At 45.0% G+C, this 15345-nt stretch carries 16 protein-coding genes and 1 pseudogene; 7 read left to right on the forward strand and 10 right to left on the reverse strand.

What is annotated here, in order from left to right:
• Positions 1-121: 121 nt before the first annotated feature.
• Together EPO18_RS19755 and EPO18_RS19760 are read right to left on the reverse strand one after the other, a co-directional pair.
• A complete protein-coding gene (locus tag EPO18_RS19755) occupies positions 122-373 on the reverse strand; it encodes a hypothetical protein (RefSeq protein ID WP_292436466.1) in 252 nt (83 codons plus the stop codon).
• A gap of 55 nt (positions 374-428) precedes the next feature.
• Positions 429-1262: pseudogene (locus EPO18_RS19760) on the reverse strand (IS3 family transposase); the annotation flags it as partial.
• 123 nt (positions 1263-1385) lie between these two features.
• On the opposite strand from EPO18_RS19760, the gene EPO18_RS19765 reads away from it, so the two are divergent.
• Positions 1386-2600: an argininosuccinate synthase gene (locus tag EPO18_RS19765; protein ID WP_292436468.1), complete on the forward strand. Its 1215-nt coding sequence runs from the start codon at positions 1386-1388 to the stop codon at positions 2598-2600.
• A 208-nt stretch (positions 2601-2808) separates the two neighbouring features.
• On the forward strand, positions 2809-3420 hold the full coding sequence (locus EPO18_RS19770; protein WP_292436470.1) for a hypothetical protein: 612 nt from the start codon (positions 2809-2811) through the stop codon (positions 3418-3420).
• A 77-nt stretch (positions 3421-3497) separates the two neighbouring features.
• Here EPO18_RS19770 and EPO18_RS19775 read toward each other — a convergent pair whose 3' ends face one another.
• Both EPO18_RS19775 and cysG read right to left on the reverse strand, forming a co-directional pair.
• Positions 3498-3836, reverse strand: coding sequence for a c-type cytochrome (locus EPO18_RS19775; RefSeq protein ID WP_292436472.1), 339 nt, complete (start codon positions 3834-3836; stop codon positions 3498-3500).
• A 207-nt stretch (positions 3837-4043) separates the two neighbouring features.
• Positions 4044-5438, reverse strand: coding sequence for a siroheme synthase CysG (cysG, locus tag EPO18_RS19780; protein ID WP_292436475.1), 1395 nt, complete (start codon positions 5436-5438; stop codon positions 4044-4046).
• A 79-nt stretch (positions 5439-5517) separates the two neighbouring features.
• On the opposite strand from cysG, the gene EPO18_RS19785 reads away from it, so the two are divergent.
• Entirely contained in the window at positions 5518-5748 is a 231-nt protein-coding gene (locus tag EPO18_RS19785; protein ID WP_292436477.1) for a sulfurtransferase TusA family protein, read from the forward strand.
• Between the two features lie 240 nt (positions 5749-5988).
• Here EPO18_RS19785 and EPO18_RS19790 read toward each other — a convergent pair whose 3' ends face one another.
• Complete coding sequence (locus EPO18_RS19790) at positions 5989-6516, reverse strand: DNA-deoxyinosine glycosylase (protein ID WP_292436479.1); 528 nt, start codon at positions 6514-6516, stop codon at positions 5989-5991.
• A 28-nt stretch (positions 6517-6544) separates the two neighbouring features.
• Positions 6545-7078: a rod shape-determining protein gene (locus EPO18_RS19795; RefSeq protein WP_292436481.1), complete on the reverse strand. Its 534-nt coding sequence runs from the start codon at positions 7076-7078 to the stop codon at positions 6545-6547.
• 176 nt (positions 7079-7254) lie between these two features.
• On the opposite strand from EPO18_RS19795, the gene EPO18_RS19800 reads away from it, so the two are divergent.
• From EPO18_RS19800 to EPO18_RS19815, 4 genes are all read left to right on the forward strand, one after another.
• Positions 7255-10122 (forward strand): response regulator, encoded by a 2868-nt coding sequence (locus EPO18_RS19800; RefSeq protein ID WP_292436483.1) that lies wholly within the window; start codon positions 7255-7257, stop codon positions 10120-10122.
• A 517-nt stretch (positions 10123-10639) separates the two neighbouring features.
• A complete protein-coding gene (gene sodB / locus EPO18_RS19805; RefSeq protein WP_292436486.1) occupies positions 10640-11221 on the forward strand; it encodes a superoxide dismutase [Fe] in 582 nt (193 codons plus the stop codon).
• Between the two features lie 164 nt (positions 11222-11385).
• Positions 11386-12081, forward strand: a complete 696-nt coding sequence (locus EPO18_RS19810; RefSeq protein ID WP_292436488.1) for an SDR family oxidoreductase — start codon at positions 11386-11388, stop codon at positions 12079-12081.
• Between the two features lie 5 nt (positions 12082-12086).
• Positions 12087-12587 carry a DUF3455 domain-containing protein gene (locus EPO18_RS19815; RefSeq protein ID WP_292436490.1) on the forward strand — a complete coding sequence of 167 codons (501 nt, stop codon included), beginning with the start codon at positions 12087-12089 and terminating at the stop codon, positions 12585-12587.
• 130 nt (positions 12588-12717) lie between these two features.
• Here EPO18_RS19815 and EPO18_RS19820 read toward each other — a convergent pair whose 3' ends face one another.
• Genes EPO18_RS19820 through wrbA form a run of 4 tightly spaced genes read right to left on the reverse strand, consistent with a single transcriptional unit; the run spans position 12718 to position 15287 of the window.
• Positions 12718-13644, reverse strand: a complete 927-nt coding sequence (locus tag EPO18_RS19820; protein ID WP_292436492.1) for a ketopantoate reductase family protein — start codon at positions 13642-13644, stop codon at positions 12718-12720.
• A complete protein-coding gene (hda, locus tag EPO18_RS19825; RefSeq protein WP_292436494.1) occupies positions 13637-14341 on the reverse strand; it encodes a DnaA regulatory inactivator Hda in 705 nt (234 codons plus the stop codon). Before hda ends, EPO18_RS19820 begins: the two co-directional genes overlap by 8 nt.
• 2 nt (positions 14342-14343) lie before the next feature.
• Positions 14344-14697: a DUF2069 domain-containing protein gene (locus EPO18_RS19830; protein WP_292436496.1), complete on the reverse strand. Its 354-nt coding sequence runs from the start codon at positions 14695-14697 to the stop codon at positions 14344-14346.
• Positions 14694-15287 carry an NAD(P)H:quinone oxidoreductase gene (wrbA, locus tag EPO18_RS19835; RefSeq protein WP_292436498.1) on the reverse strand — a complete coding sequence of 198 codons (594 nt, stop codon included), beginning with the start codon at positions 15285-15287 and terminating at the stop codon, positions 14694-14696. The genes EPO18_RS19830 and wrbA overlap by 4 nt, the downstream gene beginning before the upstream one ends.
• Positions 15288-15345 lie beyond the last annotated feature (58 nt).

Genomic DNA, 15345 nt, shown 5'->3' on the forward strand with positions numbered 1-15345 from the left:
TCAGGCTTGGGTTTTTTTTTGCCCGGGATTTAGGCTGAACCGACATATAATCAGAAAAGAATTTGCACAGGAATGTGTAAAATTATAGCCAGTCAAAGTTGGCAGTTCATAGACTTATCAGTTATACCCAGTGCTGACTGTTTTCTATCTCCCAATGGCCGCGCACGGTTTCGGAAAACGCGGCAAATCGGTCAGCGAAGTCAGGTAGTACCGGCTTCGGTGCTGGTTTTGTTGCCAATGAGTCGGGTCGATTTGACTCGTCCCACCGCCTGCAAGCCCTGCCATTCTGGCTTTTGCAACAGCCAGGCAATATCACGGCTGAGGCTATAACGACGAATTTCCAAGCGGCCATGATTTTTGTCGACGGTTTCATGAACCTCCAGGGAACCTTTATCGGCTGATGTGTCAACACTTTTCCGGACACACGGTTAAGCAGCTTTATGCTGCAATTCATAGTCAATCGGCGATAAATAGCCATTTGCGGAATGAAGGCGTTCACGGTTGTAAAAGACTTCAATATACTCAACCTGTCTAGTCTCCGCCCGGGTTTGATAAGTCTGATGGTGTATCAGTTCGGTTTTCAGGGTATGAAAGAAGCTTTCTGAAACCGCATTATCCTAACAGTTGCCTTTACGGCTCATGCTCTGCCGGATACCGTGCTGTTTTAATAGTGCCCGGTGACTGTCCGAAGCATATTGACTGCCTCGGTCGCTATGCCACAACAAGTCTTTCCCGGGTTTCCGTTTCCAAATGGCCATCAGTAGCGCGTCGTTCACCAGCTTATCCCTCATGTGCTCCGTCATTGACCAGCCGACCACTTGCCGGGAATACAGATCAATCACAACCGCTAAATACAACCAGCCTTCTTGAGTATGGATAGTGGTAATATCGCCAGCATAGGCCTGATTGGCCTGACTCACTGTAAATTGACGATCCAGATGATTAGGTGCAATCGACTGGTCATGCTTGGAATTCGTAGTGGTCTTGAATTTACGTTTCGTTTTACAAACCCAATCGGCTTCCCGCATCAACCGGCCTATCCGTCGTCGACTGACTGCCTGGTCCCGGTTTAATAACGATTTTTGGAGTCGCCGGGTTCCATAGGTAGAGCGACTCTTCTTGAACAAGCCCTGGATAATAGTCGTCAGTTCAATATCATCCGATTCGATCCTGGTTTGAGCGCGATGCCGCCAAGCATAGTAGGCACTTCGGGAAACTTGCATAAAGCGACACATCGAATCAATTGGAAACTCGGTATCATGAACAAATTTCAGTTAGCAATGTATAGATAGCGCGATTGCCCTGTTTAAAGTGGGTACGTTGCTGCCGAAACTCGTATTTTCCGGTATAATTTGCCGCATTTTTTAACTTAGGGTACAGGCATTATGTCGGAAATTAATAAGGTGGTTTTGGCTTATTCCGGAGGTTTGGATACTTCCGTCATTCTTAAGTGGTTGCAGGATGTTTACGACTGCGAAGTCGTTACTTTTACGGCTGATTTGGGGCAGGGCGAAGAAGTTGAGCCTGCGCGGGCCAAAGCCCAAGCGATGGGCATTAAGGATATTTACATCGAAGATCTGCGTGAAGATTTTGCTCGCGATTATGTTTTTCCGATGTTCCGCGCCAATACGATTTACGAAGGCGAATATTTGCTGGGTACTTCGATTGCCCGTCCTTTAATTGCCAAGCGACTCATAGACATCGCCAATGAAACCGGCGCGAACGCCATTTCTCACGGCGCAACCGGCAAGGGTAATGACCAAGTGCGTTTTGAGCTGGGCGCTTATGCACTGCGTCCCGATATACAGATTATTGCGCCTTGGCGTGAATGGGATTTAACTTCTCGTCAAACATTGCTGGCTTATGCTGAAGAACATAATATCCCGGTGGAAATGAAAAAAGGCAAAGCATCGCCTTATTCGATGGATGCCAATTTACTGCATATTTCTTATGAGGGTCGGATTCTGGAAGACCCTTGGGCGGAACCTGAAGAAGATATGTGGCGCTGGACTGTTTCACCGGAATCAGCGCCCGACAAACCGACTTACATTGAGCTGACTTACCGTCTGGGTGATATTGTTGCTATCGATGATGTACCTTGCACGCCTGCTACAGTTCTGGAGCAATTAAACAAAGTTGCCGGCGCTAATGGTATCGGTCGATTGGATATTGTGGAAAATCGTTATGTCGGTATGAAATCGCGCGGCTGTTATGAAACTCCGGCCGGCACTGTGATGCTCAAGGCGCATCGCGCGATCGAATCATTAACGCTGGACAGGGAAGTGGCGCATTTAAAAGATGAACTGATGCCGCGTTATGCTTCTTTAATCTACAATGGTTACTGGTGGAGCCCTGAGCGGAAAATGATGCAAACCATGATTGATGCATCTCAAGCCAATGTTAACGGCAAAGTCAGGCTCAAACTTTATAAGGGCAATGTCATCGTTGTCGGCCGCGCTTCCGATACTGACAGTCTGTTTGATGAAAGTATTGCGACGTTTGAAGATGATGGCGGTGCATACAACCAAAAGGACGCCGAGGGCTTTATCAAGTTAAACGCGTTGAGAATGCGGATAGCCGCAGCCAAGCGGTTAGGCTAACTGGTAATGTAGGCAGCATAAAATTGTAAATTTTATGCTGCCTGTCTTCCATAAAATGTATTTAAATAAAATGCAGGATTTGTGTATTAAGCTTGTATAATCGCCAGTCCGGTAGCAAAACTACCGACATAGTTTGTTATGAAAAAAATAATAATTGTTCGGTCAGGATTTGTTGCCGTAAGTTCCTGATTTCGAGAGGAAGTAATTAATGAGCGATATAGATAAGACAAATTCAGTAGTGGAGACGTTGTACGGCAGTGCTCCTACGGCTCTGCAAAGAGTGCCTTCGCATCATGCATTAATGAAAGTTAACAGATTGTTGCTGACGATAATCTGTGCCTTGATGGTTATTATTTTAATAGCGGGTTTTTTATTGTTTCCAAGCGATAGTTTTTTAACACGATATAAAAGTGCCACTGCTACTGAGGCCTACGCGGCCGAGATGAATCCGGTATTGTCAGCAGAAGTTAACGCTCTGAAGGGGCAACTGGTCGGCTTGGTCAGCGGCTCAATTGAAAGCAAACTGAACGCGTTGGAAGAGAGTATTCGGGTAGGTTCCGTATCCAGTTCCATCGGCGCTATAGAAGACTTGAAAAACGACCTTAAAGTTCTTCGCTCCTATTCAGAACCAGCCAAGAAAGGAAAGGAGACTATTTCTAATGAGCAGTTGATGCAGGAAATGTCCCAATTAAAACGCCTGATCTATGTGACTCTTGCGTCGTGCGGTTTGATGCTGGCGGCAGTTGCAGGTATTTGGATTAAAAATCGCAACCGTTTGCCTTATAAGGAAACCAGAATAAGTTATTTGGAAAAGGATTAGTCAATTCTTTCAGATATAAAAAAAGCCGCCCCAAGTCTAAGACAGGGGGCGGCTTTTTTTGTGTTTGCGATCCGGATTTATTTAGTTTCCAGGTATTTGTACAGAGCATCAACAGCTTGATCTTCGCCGTATCCAGCTTTAGTAACGGCTGGGTTTTTCATGATTTCAGCTATAGCTTTAGGCATGCCGCCTTTGCCTTCTTTTAAAACGGTTTCGAATTTCGCTCTGTCCAGTTGACCCGCTTTAATTAAAGCAGATAATTGTGGGTTTGAAGCGATATCGTGGCAAGTGCCGCAACCGCGACCGAAAGCGCGCTCATAAATTTTCTTACCAACATCAGCAGCTTCGTCAGCAAATACTTGTCCGCTTAAAGTGATTAAAGCAATACCAGCTAATGTACCTAATGATTTTTTCATATTGTTCTCTCCTTTTGGTAGTAAAAAAAGAACTGTTGTTTATTTTTGAAGAAAATAACAGTTCGATTGAAAGTAAAACTGTGAAAGCATAGGGAATTTGACGGAAAAATTCAATTGTTTATTTATTTATTTTCCTCGAGTTATATTATCGACGAAAGCTATGAATGATAACTGAATCATTTGATCGTAAATCATGGCAAATAATAATTAACCAAGCTGGCGTGTCTGAAACCAGCTCAGCTTGTCATGTAACGTGACTACGGTGCCGATAATGGTCAGAGTAGGCGGCTTAATATCCTGACCGGCAATCTTGCCCGGCAGTGTTTCCAAAGTCCCGGTAATCACTCGCTGATTCGACGTAGTGCCTTGTTGAACAATGGCAATAGGTAAATCTTTGGGACTGCCGTGCTCAATCAGCGACTGGCAGATTTTTTCCAGGCCGGCCAGCCCCATATAGATGACAATGGTCTGATTGGGTGCTGCAAGTTGCGTCCAGTTCAAATTAACGGAATTATCTTTTAGGTGGCCGGTGACAAAAGTGCAGGATTGCGCATGATCCCGATGAGTTAGCGGGATACCTGAGTAAGTTGCGCAGCCGGAAGCGGCGGTAATGCCGGGAACTACCTGAAAGTTAATGCCTTGCTGCATCAGGGTTTCAATTTCTTCGCCGCCGCGGCCGAATATGAACGGATCGCCGCCTTTTAAGCGCACCACCCGTTTCCCGGCTTTAGCCAAGTCAGCCAGCAGGGTATTGATGGATTCTTGAGGCAGCGCATGATATTGCCGTTGTTTGCCGACATAAATCTTTTCTGCATCCCTGCGCACCAAATCGAGTATTTCCGGCGATACCAGCCTGTCATAAACGACCACATCAGCCTGCTGCATCAATCGTAATGCGCGAAAAGTCAACAAATCCGGTGCGCCGGGACCCGCGCCGACCAGATAAACTTCGCCGAGATTGGTATTTTCTTTTTGCTTGAGCAGGGTTTGCTCTAATTGCTGTTCAGCCTCCAACTCCTTACCGGAGAAGATCAGCTCAGCGACAGTGCCCTGCAAAACATTCTCCCAGAAAATTCTGCGTTGAGCCGGCTTCTTAATATGCTGCTTGACCTTATCCCTGAATCTATCGGCCAGATCAGCGAGGCGGCCATAGGCGGGAGGAATCACTGTTTCTATTTTAGCCCTCAGCAAGCGGGCTAATACCGGTGTGGCGCCGCCGGAGGACACAGCCGCAATAATCGGTGAGCGGTCGATAATGGCCGGAAAAATGAAGGTGCAAAGCTCGGGATTATCGACCACATTAACCGGGATGTTTTGTTCTGTCGCCGTCTTGGCAACCAGGCAATTGGTTTTTGCATTATCGGTTGCCGATACCACTAACCTGAATTCACCAAGATCAGCAGGGGAGAATGACTTTTGCAGCAGTGTTAAGTTATGAGTTGTCTGTAGACTCAATACTGTAGGGCTCATCTTGCTGGCGATCACGGTAATTTTTGCACCGGCTCGAGCCAATAATTCAATTTTTCGGGCGGCGATTTCGCCTGCACCGATCACCAGACAAGCCTGGTCTTTAAGCTTTAAAAATACGGGGAAATAATCCATTTAATTACGATGATTCTTGGATTTAAAAGAGGATGGTATTATAAGCGCACCAAACTTAGTTGAGAAAACTTAAAAAACTATGATCGAATTTAACCTGGAATTAGATGCCAGTGGATTGAATTGCCCATTACCCTTGTTGCGCCTGAAAAAAGCCCTGATGGACATGTCCAGCGGCGATATTGTCAAAGTGATTGCAACCGATCCTGCCGCACATTTGGACTTTGGCGTTTATTCTGACCAGACCGGGCATCAAATCATTCAATTGATAAAAGAATCCGATAAACAGATTTTTTATTTCAAAAAGAAATAGCGTAGGCCGAAATAAGGCCACCCAAGTCTGTCGAAGGGCGTAGCGCGAGGTAGAGTTTCCGGCGAATCCGGGAGGAAACAGCCGGAAAAGCTTTCGCTCCTTACCTACATAATCCACATGGATGTGGTGACCGCGATTGCTCCATGCAATCTTGCGGCATTTCCTCCATCCGTGGAGGTCAAGCGGATATTGCAGGAGCAAATATCTGTCCATGTAGGCAACGCCTGTTCTCGCTGCCGCTCAAATAGGCTTATTCCTGTCTACAGAGTTAAACGTTGCCCGCCATGCCTGAAGTTTTTGTTCATAAGAGAGGGACGCATGCGCCGGGCTAGTAGAAGGAAGACGCATATAGCTGACCGGAACGGTGCCGACAGTAGGCAAGACATAGCGCCGGTAGGTCGCTTCCGCTTTTGCTCCATTGAAGAACACTGCGTGGATATTGTTATGGGTATTAAAGAAACTCTGAAAGTCATTGACAGTGATGGAGTTGGTTTCAATTTTTGCGTCCAAGCTGCCGACTCGCGTACAGGATCGCAGCACATCCCATAGTGCGATGCGGGCTGTCTTTAATTCATGTAGACGAGCATCATAGGAAGAGTCATGATCAAACCCGAGCAGTTCAGCCATGATTTTCCAGAACGCGTTACGGCGATTTGCATAGTATTGACCTGCCGCTAAAGATTCCCGTCCCGGCATGCTGCCCAGAATTAATATTTCGGAACTTGAATCTGCAATTGGTTCGAAACAGAATAAAAGTGGATTTGTCATGATGTCCTAAATGTCGCCTGCCAGTATTTTATGGAAAAAGCAGTTGGCCTCCAATCCGGGTAAAGTCTAGCCGCTGTAACTCCTCTTTGTTAAGTTCGGGACCAGTCCACACATAAACCTTTCGGGCGCCAGCCATGCTGCAAAGTTCGGCAAACGCGCGAATTTCAATTTGAGTTAAACCTCCTTCCAGCATGTCCAATGGATGAATAATAACAACCGGGGATGGGGTAAAATTCGGCACAGCTTTCTTGATGAAGTGTTTCAGGGTACGTTCAGCAACAGCGAAGTCTGCCAACAATGTTCGCGGGTGTTTAAATCCATTAACTACCGTAACATTGGGTAATCCTGTTTTAGTGTTTGCCTCATGACCAACTGCTAAGATTAAAGATTTACGGTTGGTGTTTTCTATAGCAATGATGGGCACGTCTTTGAACTCTTTATCGGATTGAACATGAAGTACAGATAAATGTTCCGGTTTAACTCGTATATATAATGTACTGCGAAAGAAATTGAATATGTGGTTTATTTTGTCGGCTAACAAGTTATTATCTGATGCCTGCATCCCTAAACTCCATTACTTACAAATTGATTTAAGGCTTTCTGTAACTGTGCTTCTAACAGAATAACCGAAATAAATTAATTAATCAGGCAACTTTTAAAGTTAGATCTATAATGCCATAAAAGTAAGTACAGATAGTCAAAATAATCTCCCAAAAAACACTTTTGAGCTCAGACAAAATGGTTAAACGAAGTATTTTTAGAAAACTGCTCGTTACGATGGTAGGCTTAATTATCGCCTTGTTGACGATGTTGACCTTTATTCAGATTGAGTTTCAAAAGGATGTGTTTGAAAAGGAACTGGAAAAACGCATAGTGTTGATGAAAGGAAGGTTAATCGATAAAGGACATATTCTGTCTGATAATTTACTGGATCAGGTCAAAAATGGAATTGCTTCAGCTAATCTTTCGCTGGTTGGGGATCAGTTAAGAAATGCGGTGCAGGAGAATAAGGAACTTTCCTACATTATATTAATGCAAGCCTCGGGTAAGGCTTATATTCATACGTTAAAACCGCAGTCAGAGATGGAGATTTTATCCGGCAAAGAAGATCTGTTCGCAGTGGCTCAAAAGGCTGCAATGGTTAATGAGTATGTAAGCGACGGTAAATCTTTTATGGAGTTTATCATGCCGATCCAGGTGAGTTCAGAACCTTGGGGGGGTCTTCGCCTAGGCTTTTCTTTGGAACTTTTTAATCAGGAGATTATTAATTCTCAACAGGAGAGTGTTCGTCAAATCCGCGAAATGATAAAAAGACTTTTAATAACCACCGCTATTTTTATCCTGATTGGCGCCGGTATTGTATTGCTGGTATCTGAGCGTCTGTCCAGACCGTTGATGCACTTGACCCGGTTGGCAGATGAGTTAGCTCAAGGTAATTTTTCAGTCAGTGACAAGGTTAAAAAAATTCGGCAGGATGGCGAAATTGGCGCATTAACCACAGCGTTTGTTCAAATGGCCGGGAATCTTAAAATTTCTTACGATAAGCTTGAAGAATATAGTCGGACGTTAGAGCAAAAAGTCATAAATCGTACCTTCGAATTGGCCGAAGCGCGAGACCATGCGGTTGCCGCTGATAAAAGCAAATCAGAGTTTCTGTCGATGATGAGTCACGAAATCCGGACGCCGATGAACGCTATCATCGGCATGACGCGCTTAGCTTTACAGACGGATCTGACTCCAAAACAACAGGATTATTTGGCTAAAGTTCAGGTTTCTTCTCGTGCACTGCTTGGAATTATTAACGATATTTTAGATTTCTCCAAAATCGAAGCCGGGAAACTGGAACTGGAAACTATCCCATTTCATTTGAATGATGTGCTGAATGATCTTGCCATTTTGACGGCTGACAGAGCAGAAGAAAAAGACCTTCATATACATTTTATTACTGCCGACGATGTGCCTTTGAACTTGGTGGGCGACCCTCTAAGACTGGGGCAAGTGCTGCTTAATTTAGTCGGTAATGCGATTAAATTTTCCAGCCACGGCGATATTTTTATCAGAGTTGCAGTGGCAGAAGACTGCGAACCAAGAGCGGATCAAATTATGCTTGAGTTTTCTGTTAAAGACACCGGCATAGGCTTGACCCCAGAACAAATGGACGGGTTGTTTCAGTCCTTTAATCAGGCCGATAAATCTACTACCCGTAAATACGGCGGAACCGGCTTAGGTCTGGCGATTTGCAAGCGGATGGTAAATATGATGAATGGCGTCATTCATGTATCCAGTAAAGTGGGAAAAGGCAGTACTTTTACGTTTAGCGCCAACTTTGGAAAACTGCAGGAAACCTATCGAAAACGAGCAGCGCCGCGCGATGCTTTTCGCGACGTCAAGGCGTTAGTAGTAGATGGTAACAAAGCATCAAGAGACATTTTATGTTTGTATTTGGAAACTTTTTTTTTCCAGGTAACTTCAGTCAGTACCGGTGAGCAAGCGATTCAACTACTGGAGAACGCTTCTACTGAAAATCCTTATCAACTTGTACTTATGGATTGGAATTTACCCAAAATGGACGGCATTACGGTTGCACGTCGTATTAAAAATAATCTTAAGATAGCCCACGTTCCTTACATTATCATGATAACCGTTCATAACAGGGAAGATATTGCACAGCGGATAACTGATCTCAATCTGAATGGGTATCTTATTAAACCAGTGCATCCATCGGCATTGTTCAATGCAATTGTTGGAGCGTTCAATCAAAATCATGTTGACGAAGATTCTGTTTTGCAAACGTGCCAACTTAGAAGAAGGAACGAAAAGCAGCATGAGATTAAGAGCGCAAGGTTATTATTAGTAGAAGATAATCTTATTAATCAACAGGTCGCGAAAGAAACATTGGAGCAGGAAGGTTTTAATATTGTTATTGCCATGAATGGACAGGATGCTGTACAAAAAATACGAGAAAGCTACTTTGATGCGGTATTAATGGATTTGCAAATGCCTATCATGGATGGTTATGAGGCGACCCGGATCATACGTTCTGAATCGCAATTTGATGATTTGCCGATTATTGCGATGACGGCTCATGCCATGAACGATGTTAGAGAAAGTTGCCTGTATGTAGGCATGAATGGGTTTGTAACCAAGCCTATAGATGTTGATGAATTATTGGCAAGCCTGACTAGTTTTATCAAACCGGAACTGCGTAAAGCGCCGGATTCTTACTTGGCAAAGGCAACCGAACAAAAAGAAGCCTTATTACCGAAATTTTTGCCGGGTATCGATATGCAACAAAGTTTAAAAAATGTCGTGGGAAATATGCAACTGCTACGTGACTTGTTATTGAAGTTTTATGAAAGCTTTAGCGATGCCGAGGCCCGATTGGATGCTCTTTTACAAGCGGGCGACGTTGATTCAGCTTTGCAGTTGCTTCATGGAATGAAAGGTGTAGCAGCCAATCTTGCGATGGCGGAATTGAAAACATGCATTGTAGCGTTGGAACAGGCTCTTAACACACAACGTGAATATCAGCCTGAATTATTGATTGACTTTGCGCGGGCGCAAAACAAAGTGCTTGAGTCAGTTGGACAGCTTACACAGCTCTAACGGTCAAGAGATAACGGCGGCAACGGTGCCGCTACATTGATCGGATGTATGCTGAGTAATTCCTAATTATAAAAATACGCAGATACCTATGGAAGCGCTAACAGATTTTCAGGGCTAAAGTCTTTGATTGATGTGCCTGGCGTAAGTCAGTCTGATCATTGCGACCTTCCGTAAGTGATTACTGATTTTGCAGGTATTTTATAGGCTGTCGTTGTAAATGACAGCATAAGTCAGCCAAGCTTTGAAAGTATTATTTAATTGGGGTATAAAGCAAATAGCTTTCAACATATCGGGTGACAGCTTCTATCGACACTCCAAAGCTGAACATTTTTGCAGGTTCGCATGGATAGCACATAAGCTGTTTTAATGATTTGCTGAGTTCCAGCTTGTGCTAATCGCTTTATTTAATCGGCGAGCAATGCTAAAGTAAATGTTTATTAAAACACTTGGTATTTATTTTTTGTTGCCGGCTGTTTACGCATAACATCTTACGACAACTTTAATTTAGGAGAATCTCATGGCTTTCGAACTTCCTGCTTTACCTTATGCTAAAGGTGCATTAGCGCCTCATATTTCTGAAGAAACTTTAGAGTATCATTATGGCAAGCATCATCAAACCTATGTAACAAACCTGAATAACTTGGTTCCGGGAACTGAATTTGAAGGTTTGTCGTTGGAAGAAATTATCATGAAATCTTCCGGCGGCGTTTTCAATAACGCGGCGCAAGTCTGGAACCATACTTTCTACTGGAACAGCATAGCTCCGAATGCCGGCGGTGAGCCTAGCGGCGCTTTAGCCGATGCTATCAATAAAACTTTCGGTTCATTTGCAAAGTTTAAAGAAGAATTCACTAAATGTGCGGTCACCACTTTCGGCTCAGGCTGGGCTTGGCTGGTGCAAAATGCCGACGGCAGCTTGGCGTTGGTTAGCACCAGTAATGCAGGTTGTCCTTTAACGGCTGGTCAAAAGCCTTTATTGACTTGCGATGTTTGGGAACACGCTTATTACATCGATTACCGTAATGCGCGCCCAACTTACCTGGAAGCATTCTGGACTTTAGTTAACTGGGATTTTGCTGCAAAAAACTTTTCAGCTTAATGTTTTGATCGATACTGCGTAAATTACAACAACCGCGAAGAACGCCAAGCTTGTTTTTTCTTCGTGGTGAGATTTTTTACCTATTGCGCAACAGCAGTTTTTAAGTAGTATAAGAAGCCTTCTGCGTCTACCGATGCAGGAGGTTTTTTTATGGGAGAAATACGATGGCTACAGTTTTAATTACCGGCGCTAATCGCGGCTTGGGTTTGGAGTTTTGCCGCCAATATGCCGAACAGGGCTGGCATGTCATTGCCTGTGCCCGTAACCCGGACGATGCGTTTGATTTAAATAATCTCGCCAGTCATCACTCTAATGTTCAGTTGGAAGCGTTGGATGTTTCAAAGTTTAAGCAAATTGATGCGCTATCTGAAAAACTAGCCGATTTGGCGATTGATGTTTTGATTAATAATGCTGGTGTATATCTGGATGACAAAACTAACGGTTTCGGCCATTTTGATTATCAGGCATGGACTGAGTCGTTGTTAACAAATACCGAAGCGCCGGCCAAAATGACGGAAGCGTTTTTACCGCACATCAAAAAGAGCAATAAAAAATTGATTGTTGCGATCAGCAGTCTAATGGGTAGTATGGCTGACAATGACAGTGGCGGCAGTATTTTTTACCGATCAAGCAAGGCGGCGCTGAATGCGGCAATGAAGTGCCTAGCGGTAGAACTTAAAGATCAGTCTATCGGTGTGCTTATATTCCACCCCGGCTGGGTCAAAACCGATATGGGGGGGCCTAATGCATTAATTAATGCCGACCAAAGTGTTTCCGGAATGCGTATTCTGATAAAGGACTTTTCATTGGATCAATCAGGCAATTTCGTCAAGTATGACGGAACGCCAATGCCATGGTAAATACTATGATCAAAAAGACATTAATTTTATGGCTCATATTACAAGGCGCGGCTTATGCTGAGACTTCAATACCTGAGCAGATTAAAGCGCCTGCCGGTTATAGTCCTGTTTTAACTGCCCATGCGAAGGGCGATCAGATTTATCAATGCGCACTCAATAAAGGCGAGTATGCATGGGAAACGCAGGCGCCCGATGCCAAGTTGTTCGATGCGCAGGGTAACATTGTCGGAAATCATACGGCAGGCCCGCTCTGGGAATATAAAGAGGGCAGCCGTGTGGTGGGAAAGGTGGTCAAGAAAATCGATATAGCGCCCGGTTCGTCTATCTCCTGGCTGCTAGTCGAGGTAGTCTCCCATAAGGGCGACGGTTTGTTTTCAAACGTCGGTTTTATTAACCGGCTTAATACGCACGGCGGCTTGCCTCCTACTTCGGGATGCGATGCCAATCATTTGGGTGGTGAAAAACGGGTTCCTTATACAGCGGATTATGTTTTTTACGGGAAATAACCGTAACTACTCAATCTATCAATACAATAGAACGCAGATGCCAAAAGTAGGCGCCTCTAGGCGACGCAGATGAATATGATAAACACAGATTAAATCTTATTTAATCATAATTATCCGCGTTATCTGCGTTCTATTTTTTAACTATTAGTTTCAATTCTCTGAGCTTCATCAAGGCATAGACCGATTCCAGGTAAGGAACTGATATGCCTAGCCTCTGAGCCGCACGTACGGCATTGCCCAGAATAGCTTCGGTTTCCATCGGCTGGCCGTTTTCATAATCCAGTAGCATGCTGGTTTTATAAGGTGGCATCGCGTAAGTATGTTCGATGTTAATGTTAATAATATTGTCGGGTAAGGGATGCCCGGAGGCCGCCGCAATGTTGAAAACGTCCTGCATAATGTTGCGTACGAAAGGCTCTTGGTTTTGCAGGATGTCCAGCGTCGGCAGGCCTCCCGATAAGACCGATAGCGGGTTAAACGGCGCGTTCCAGATGCATTTTTGCCAGCGTCCGGTGATTATGTTTTCGTTTGTGTTGCAGTCGATGCCGGAGTGGCTGAAAAGCTCGCAAAGCTGTGCAGTTTTATTGCTAATGCCGTTCGGCAGATTGCCTAATGCCAAACGCCCATAAGCCAGATGCAATATCTCGCCGGGGCCTATCCGGTTACAGCAAATAAACGCCAAACCGCTGACGACCTCATTGTTGGGAAAGGCATCCAGCATTTCCTGTTCGATTTCCACTCCATTTTGGATAAACACTATTGCGGTATTTTCAGCAACAGCAGGCTGTATCAGGGCGACTCGATCCACAGCCGGAATGACTTTCGTGCAGAGTAAAATAGTGTCAGCCGAACCTTCAAAATCCGCAGCATTCTTCAAAACTTGCGCCGGAATAAAATTCCAGCGGCCGAGAGAGCGGCTGTCAATAATAAAACCGTGCTGCTTGACCTGATCATAATCGGAGCGGCAGACTACCGACACTTCGGCGCCGGCCTTTGCCAACAGCGAGCCATAAAAAGCGCCGATAGCGCCCGCTCCAATGACAAGCACTTTAACCATGGCTGTCTTCGTCCAAAATCTGCTTTAAAAAAGGAAGGGTTAATTTACGTTTGGCGGCCAATGATGCTTTATCCAGCTTTTTCAGCAAAGCCCATAAAGAGGCCGGATCCCTGTCGTAATGCGTTAGCAGGAAACGTCCTGCTTGTGGAGCAATTTCAAAGCCCATTTGATCTGCTTTAAAAATTAATGCTTCGATGCGATCATTATCCGCTAAAGCCTGTATTTTTAAAGTCAGTCCCCAATTAAGCCGGGTTTTAAGATCGGGTAATTGAATTGCAAGGTCACCGGGGGCAGAAGATGCAGATACAATCAGTTTGTGGCCGCTATCACGATGCCGATTGAAGAAATTAAAAAAAGCCAGCTCCCAAGCCGCGTTACCGGCTATAGGCTCGATGTTGTCGAAACAAACCACATCATACTGATCAAGTCCGCTTAGCATCAAAGGTTCAGGCAGCCCAGCATTCGATAAATCGAAATAGAACGAACTGAGGTTTTGGTTTTGCGCCTGATGACAGCAAGCTTGCAGCAGATGAGTTTTACCTTGTCCGGGTTTACCCCAAAGAAAAACTTGCTGTTCACCAACGCCTGCAATGCACTGTTGTAAATGAGTAACGATTTCCTGGTTGGTACCGGGGAAAAAATCATTAAACGTTTGATTGGCCCTGAATTCAAAATGTAATGGAAGTTGCTCTGCCATTGTCAGTTTTGTTTACCTGCAAAGCGGACATAAAATGCCGAACCCAAAAAGAGCATCAAGCTCAGCATGATTTCAAGTGACGCATAGAACCGCTCATCGGCATTTACATAGGCTTCGGCAGTACCATGCAGGAAATAGATCAGGCTGACATAAGCCGCCCATGCGCAACTTCTAGGTTTGCGGTCCAGCAAGCCGCGCATCGGCAGCAATAAAGGTGTAACGGTGACCAATAAAACCAGCGCTACCGGAAAGCGGGTGGAGGGCGCAAGGATAGTATTCCAAAGCATTAATAATGCGAACAATCCGAAAAAACCAACTAAGGCGATGATGTAGTAATAAATCGGTTTTATGTTCATGCTGCTTGTTTCAATTGAAGCGCGGTTTTAGCCAAGCGTGCACCCAGCGCTTTGCACAAGATTCTTTCATGATCAGTCAATCCCACGTGATTAGCCGATACGTGGCTGGGGCCGTAAGGCGTGCCGCCCGCAGTCGTTTCACGCAACGCATGTTCAGTACTGGGTAGACCCAGTATCAGCATACCGTGGTGCAGCAGCGGTAACATCATCGATAACAAAGTGCTTTCCTGTCCGCCATGCATGCTACCGGTTGAGGTGAATACGCCGGCGGGTTTGCCGGACAGCGCGCCTGAAAACCAGATTTCGGTGGTGCTATCGATAAAGTATTTCAGCGGCGCGGCCATATTGCCGAAATGGGTCGGGCTGCCCAATGCCAAACCGTCGCAGGATTTTAAATCGTCAAGCGTAGCGTAAAGCGGGCCGTGGGCGGGAATAAGCTCTGCGGTTTTTTCGCAGATGGTTGAAACCTCGGGGACGGTTCTGAGCACCGCTTCCGCAGCGTCAACCGATTCAACACCACGAGCGATCTGATTGGCCATTTCGGCAGTGGCGCCATTGCGGGAGAAATACAAAATCAGGATTTTTGCCATAAGCTTAAGATAGATATGGATGCGATTTTTCTCACTCTCCCTCTGGGAGAGGGCTGGG

Source organism: Methylobacter sp. (assembly GCF_004322395.1).
Lineage (GTDB): Bacteria > Pseudomonadota > Gammaproteobacteria > Methylococcales > Methylomonadaceae > Methylobacter_A.

Bases quoted from the DNA above. Each gene is read 5' to 3' on its own strand.
- EPO18_RS19785 (WP_292436477.1), top strand. From the start codon at position 5,518: ATGATCGAATTTAACCTGGAATTAGATGCCAGTGGATTGAATTGCCCA.
- EPO18_RS19795 (WP_292436481.1), bottom strand. From the start codon at position 7,078: ATGCAGGCATCAGATAATAACTTGTTAGCCGACAAAATAAACCACATA.
- EPO18_RS19755 (WP_292436466.1), bottom strand. From the start codon at position 373: ATGAAACCGTCGACAAAAATCATGGCCGCTTGGAAATTCGTCGTTATA.
- EPO18_RS19775 (WP_292436472.1), bottom strand. From the start codon at position 3,836: ATGAAAAAATCATTAGGTACATTAGCTGGTATTGCTTTAATCACTTTA.
- hda (WP_292436494.1), bottom strand. From the start codon at position 14,341: ATGGCAGAGCAACTTCCATTACATTTTGAATTCAGGGCCAATCAAACG.
- EPO18_RS19800 (WP_292436483.1), top strand. From the start codon at position 7,255: ATGGTTAAACGAAGTATTTTTAGAAAACTGCTCGTTACGATGGTAGGC.
- EPO18_RS19790 (WP_292436479.1), bottom strand. From the start codon at position 6,516: ATGACAAATCCACTTTTATTCTGTTTCGAACCAATTGCAGATTCAAGT.
- EPO18_RS19820 (WP_292436492.1), bottom strand. From the start codon at position 13,644: ATGGTTAAAGTGCTTGTCATTGGAGCGGGCGCTATCGGCGCTTTTTAT.
- cysG (WP_292436475.1), bottom strand. From the start codon at position 5,438: ATGGATTATTTCCCCGTATTTTTAAAGCTTAAAGACCAGGCTTGTCTG.
- EPO18_RS19810 (WP_292436488.1), top strand. From the start codon at position 11,386: ATGGCTACAGTTTTAATTACCGGCGCTAATCGCGGCTTGGGTTTGGAG.
- EPO18_RS19815 (WP_292436490.1), top strand. From the start codon at position 12,087: ATGATCAAAAAGACATTAATTTTATGGCTCATATTACAAGGCGCGGCT.
- EPO18_RS19830 (WP_292436496.1), bottom strand. From the start codon at position 14,697: ATGAACATAAAACCGATTTATTACTACATCATCGCCTTAGTTGGTTTT.
- EPO18_RS19765 (WP_292436468.1), top strand. From the start codon at position 1,386: ATGTCGGAAATTAATAAGGTGGTTTTGGCTTATTCCGGAGGTTTGGAT.
- wrbA (WP_292436498.1), bottom strand. From the start codon at position 15,287: ATGGCAAAAATCCTGATTTTGTATTTCTCCCGCAATGGCGCCACTGCC.
- EPO18_RS19770 (WP_292436470.1), top strand. From the start codon at position 2,809: ATGAGCGATATAGATAAGACAAATTCAGTAGTGGAGACGTTGTACGGC.
- sodB (WP_292436486.1), top strand. From the start codon at position 10,640: ATGGCTTTCGAACTTCCTGCTTTACCTTATGCTAAAGGTGCATTAGCG.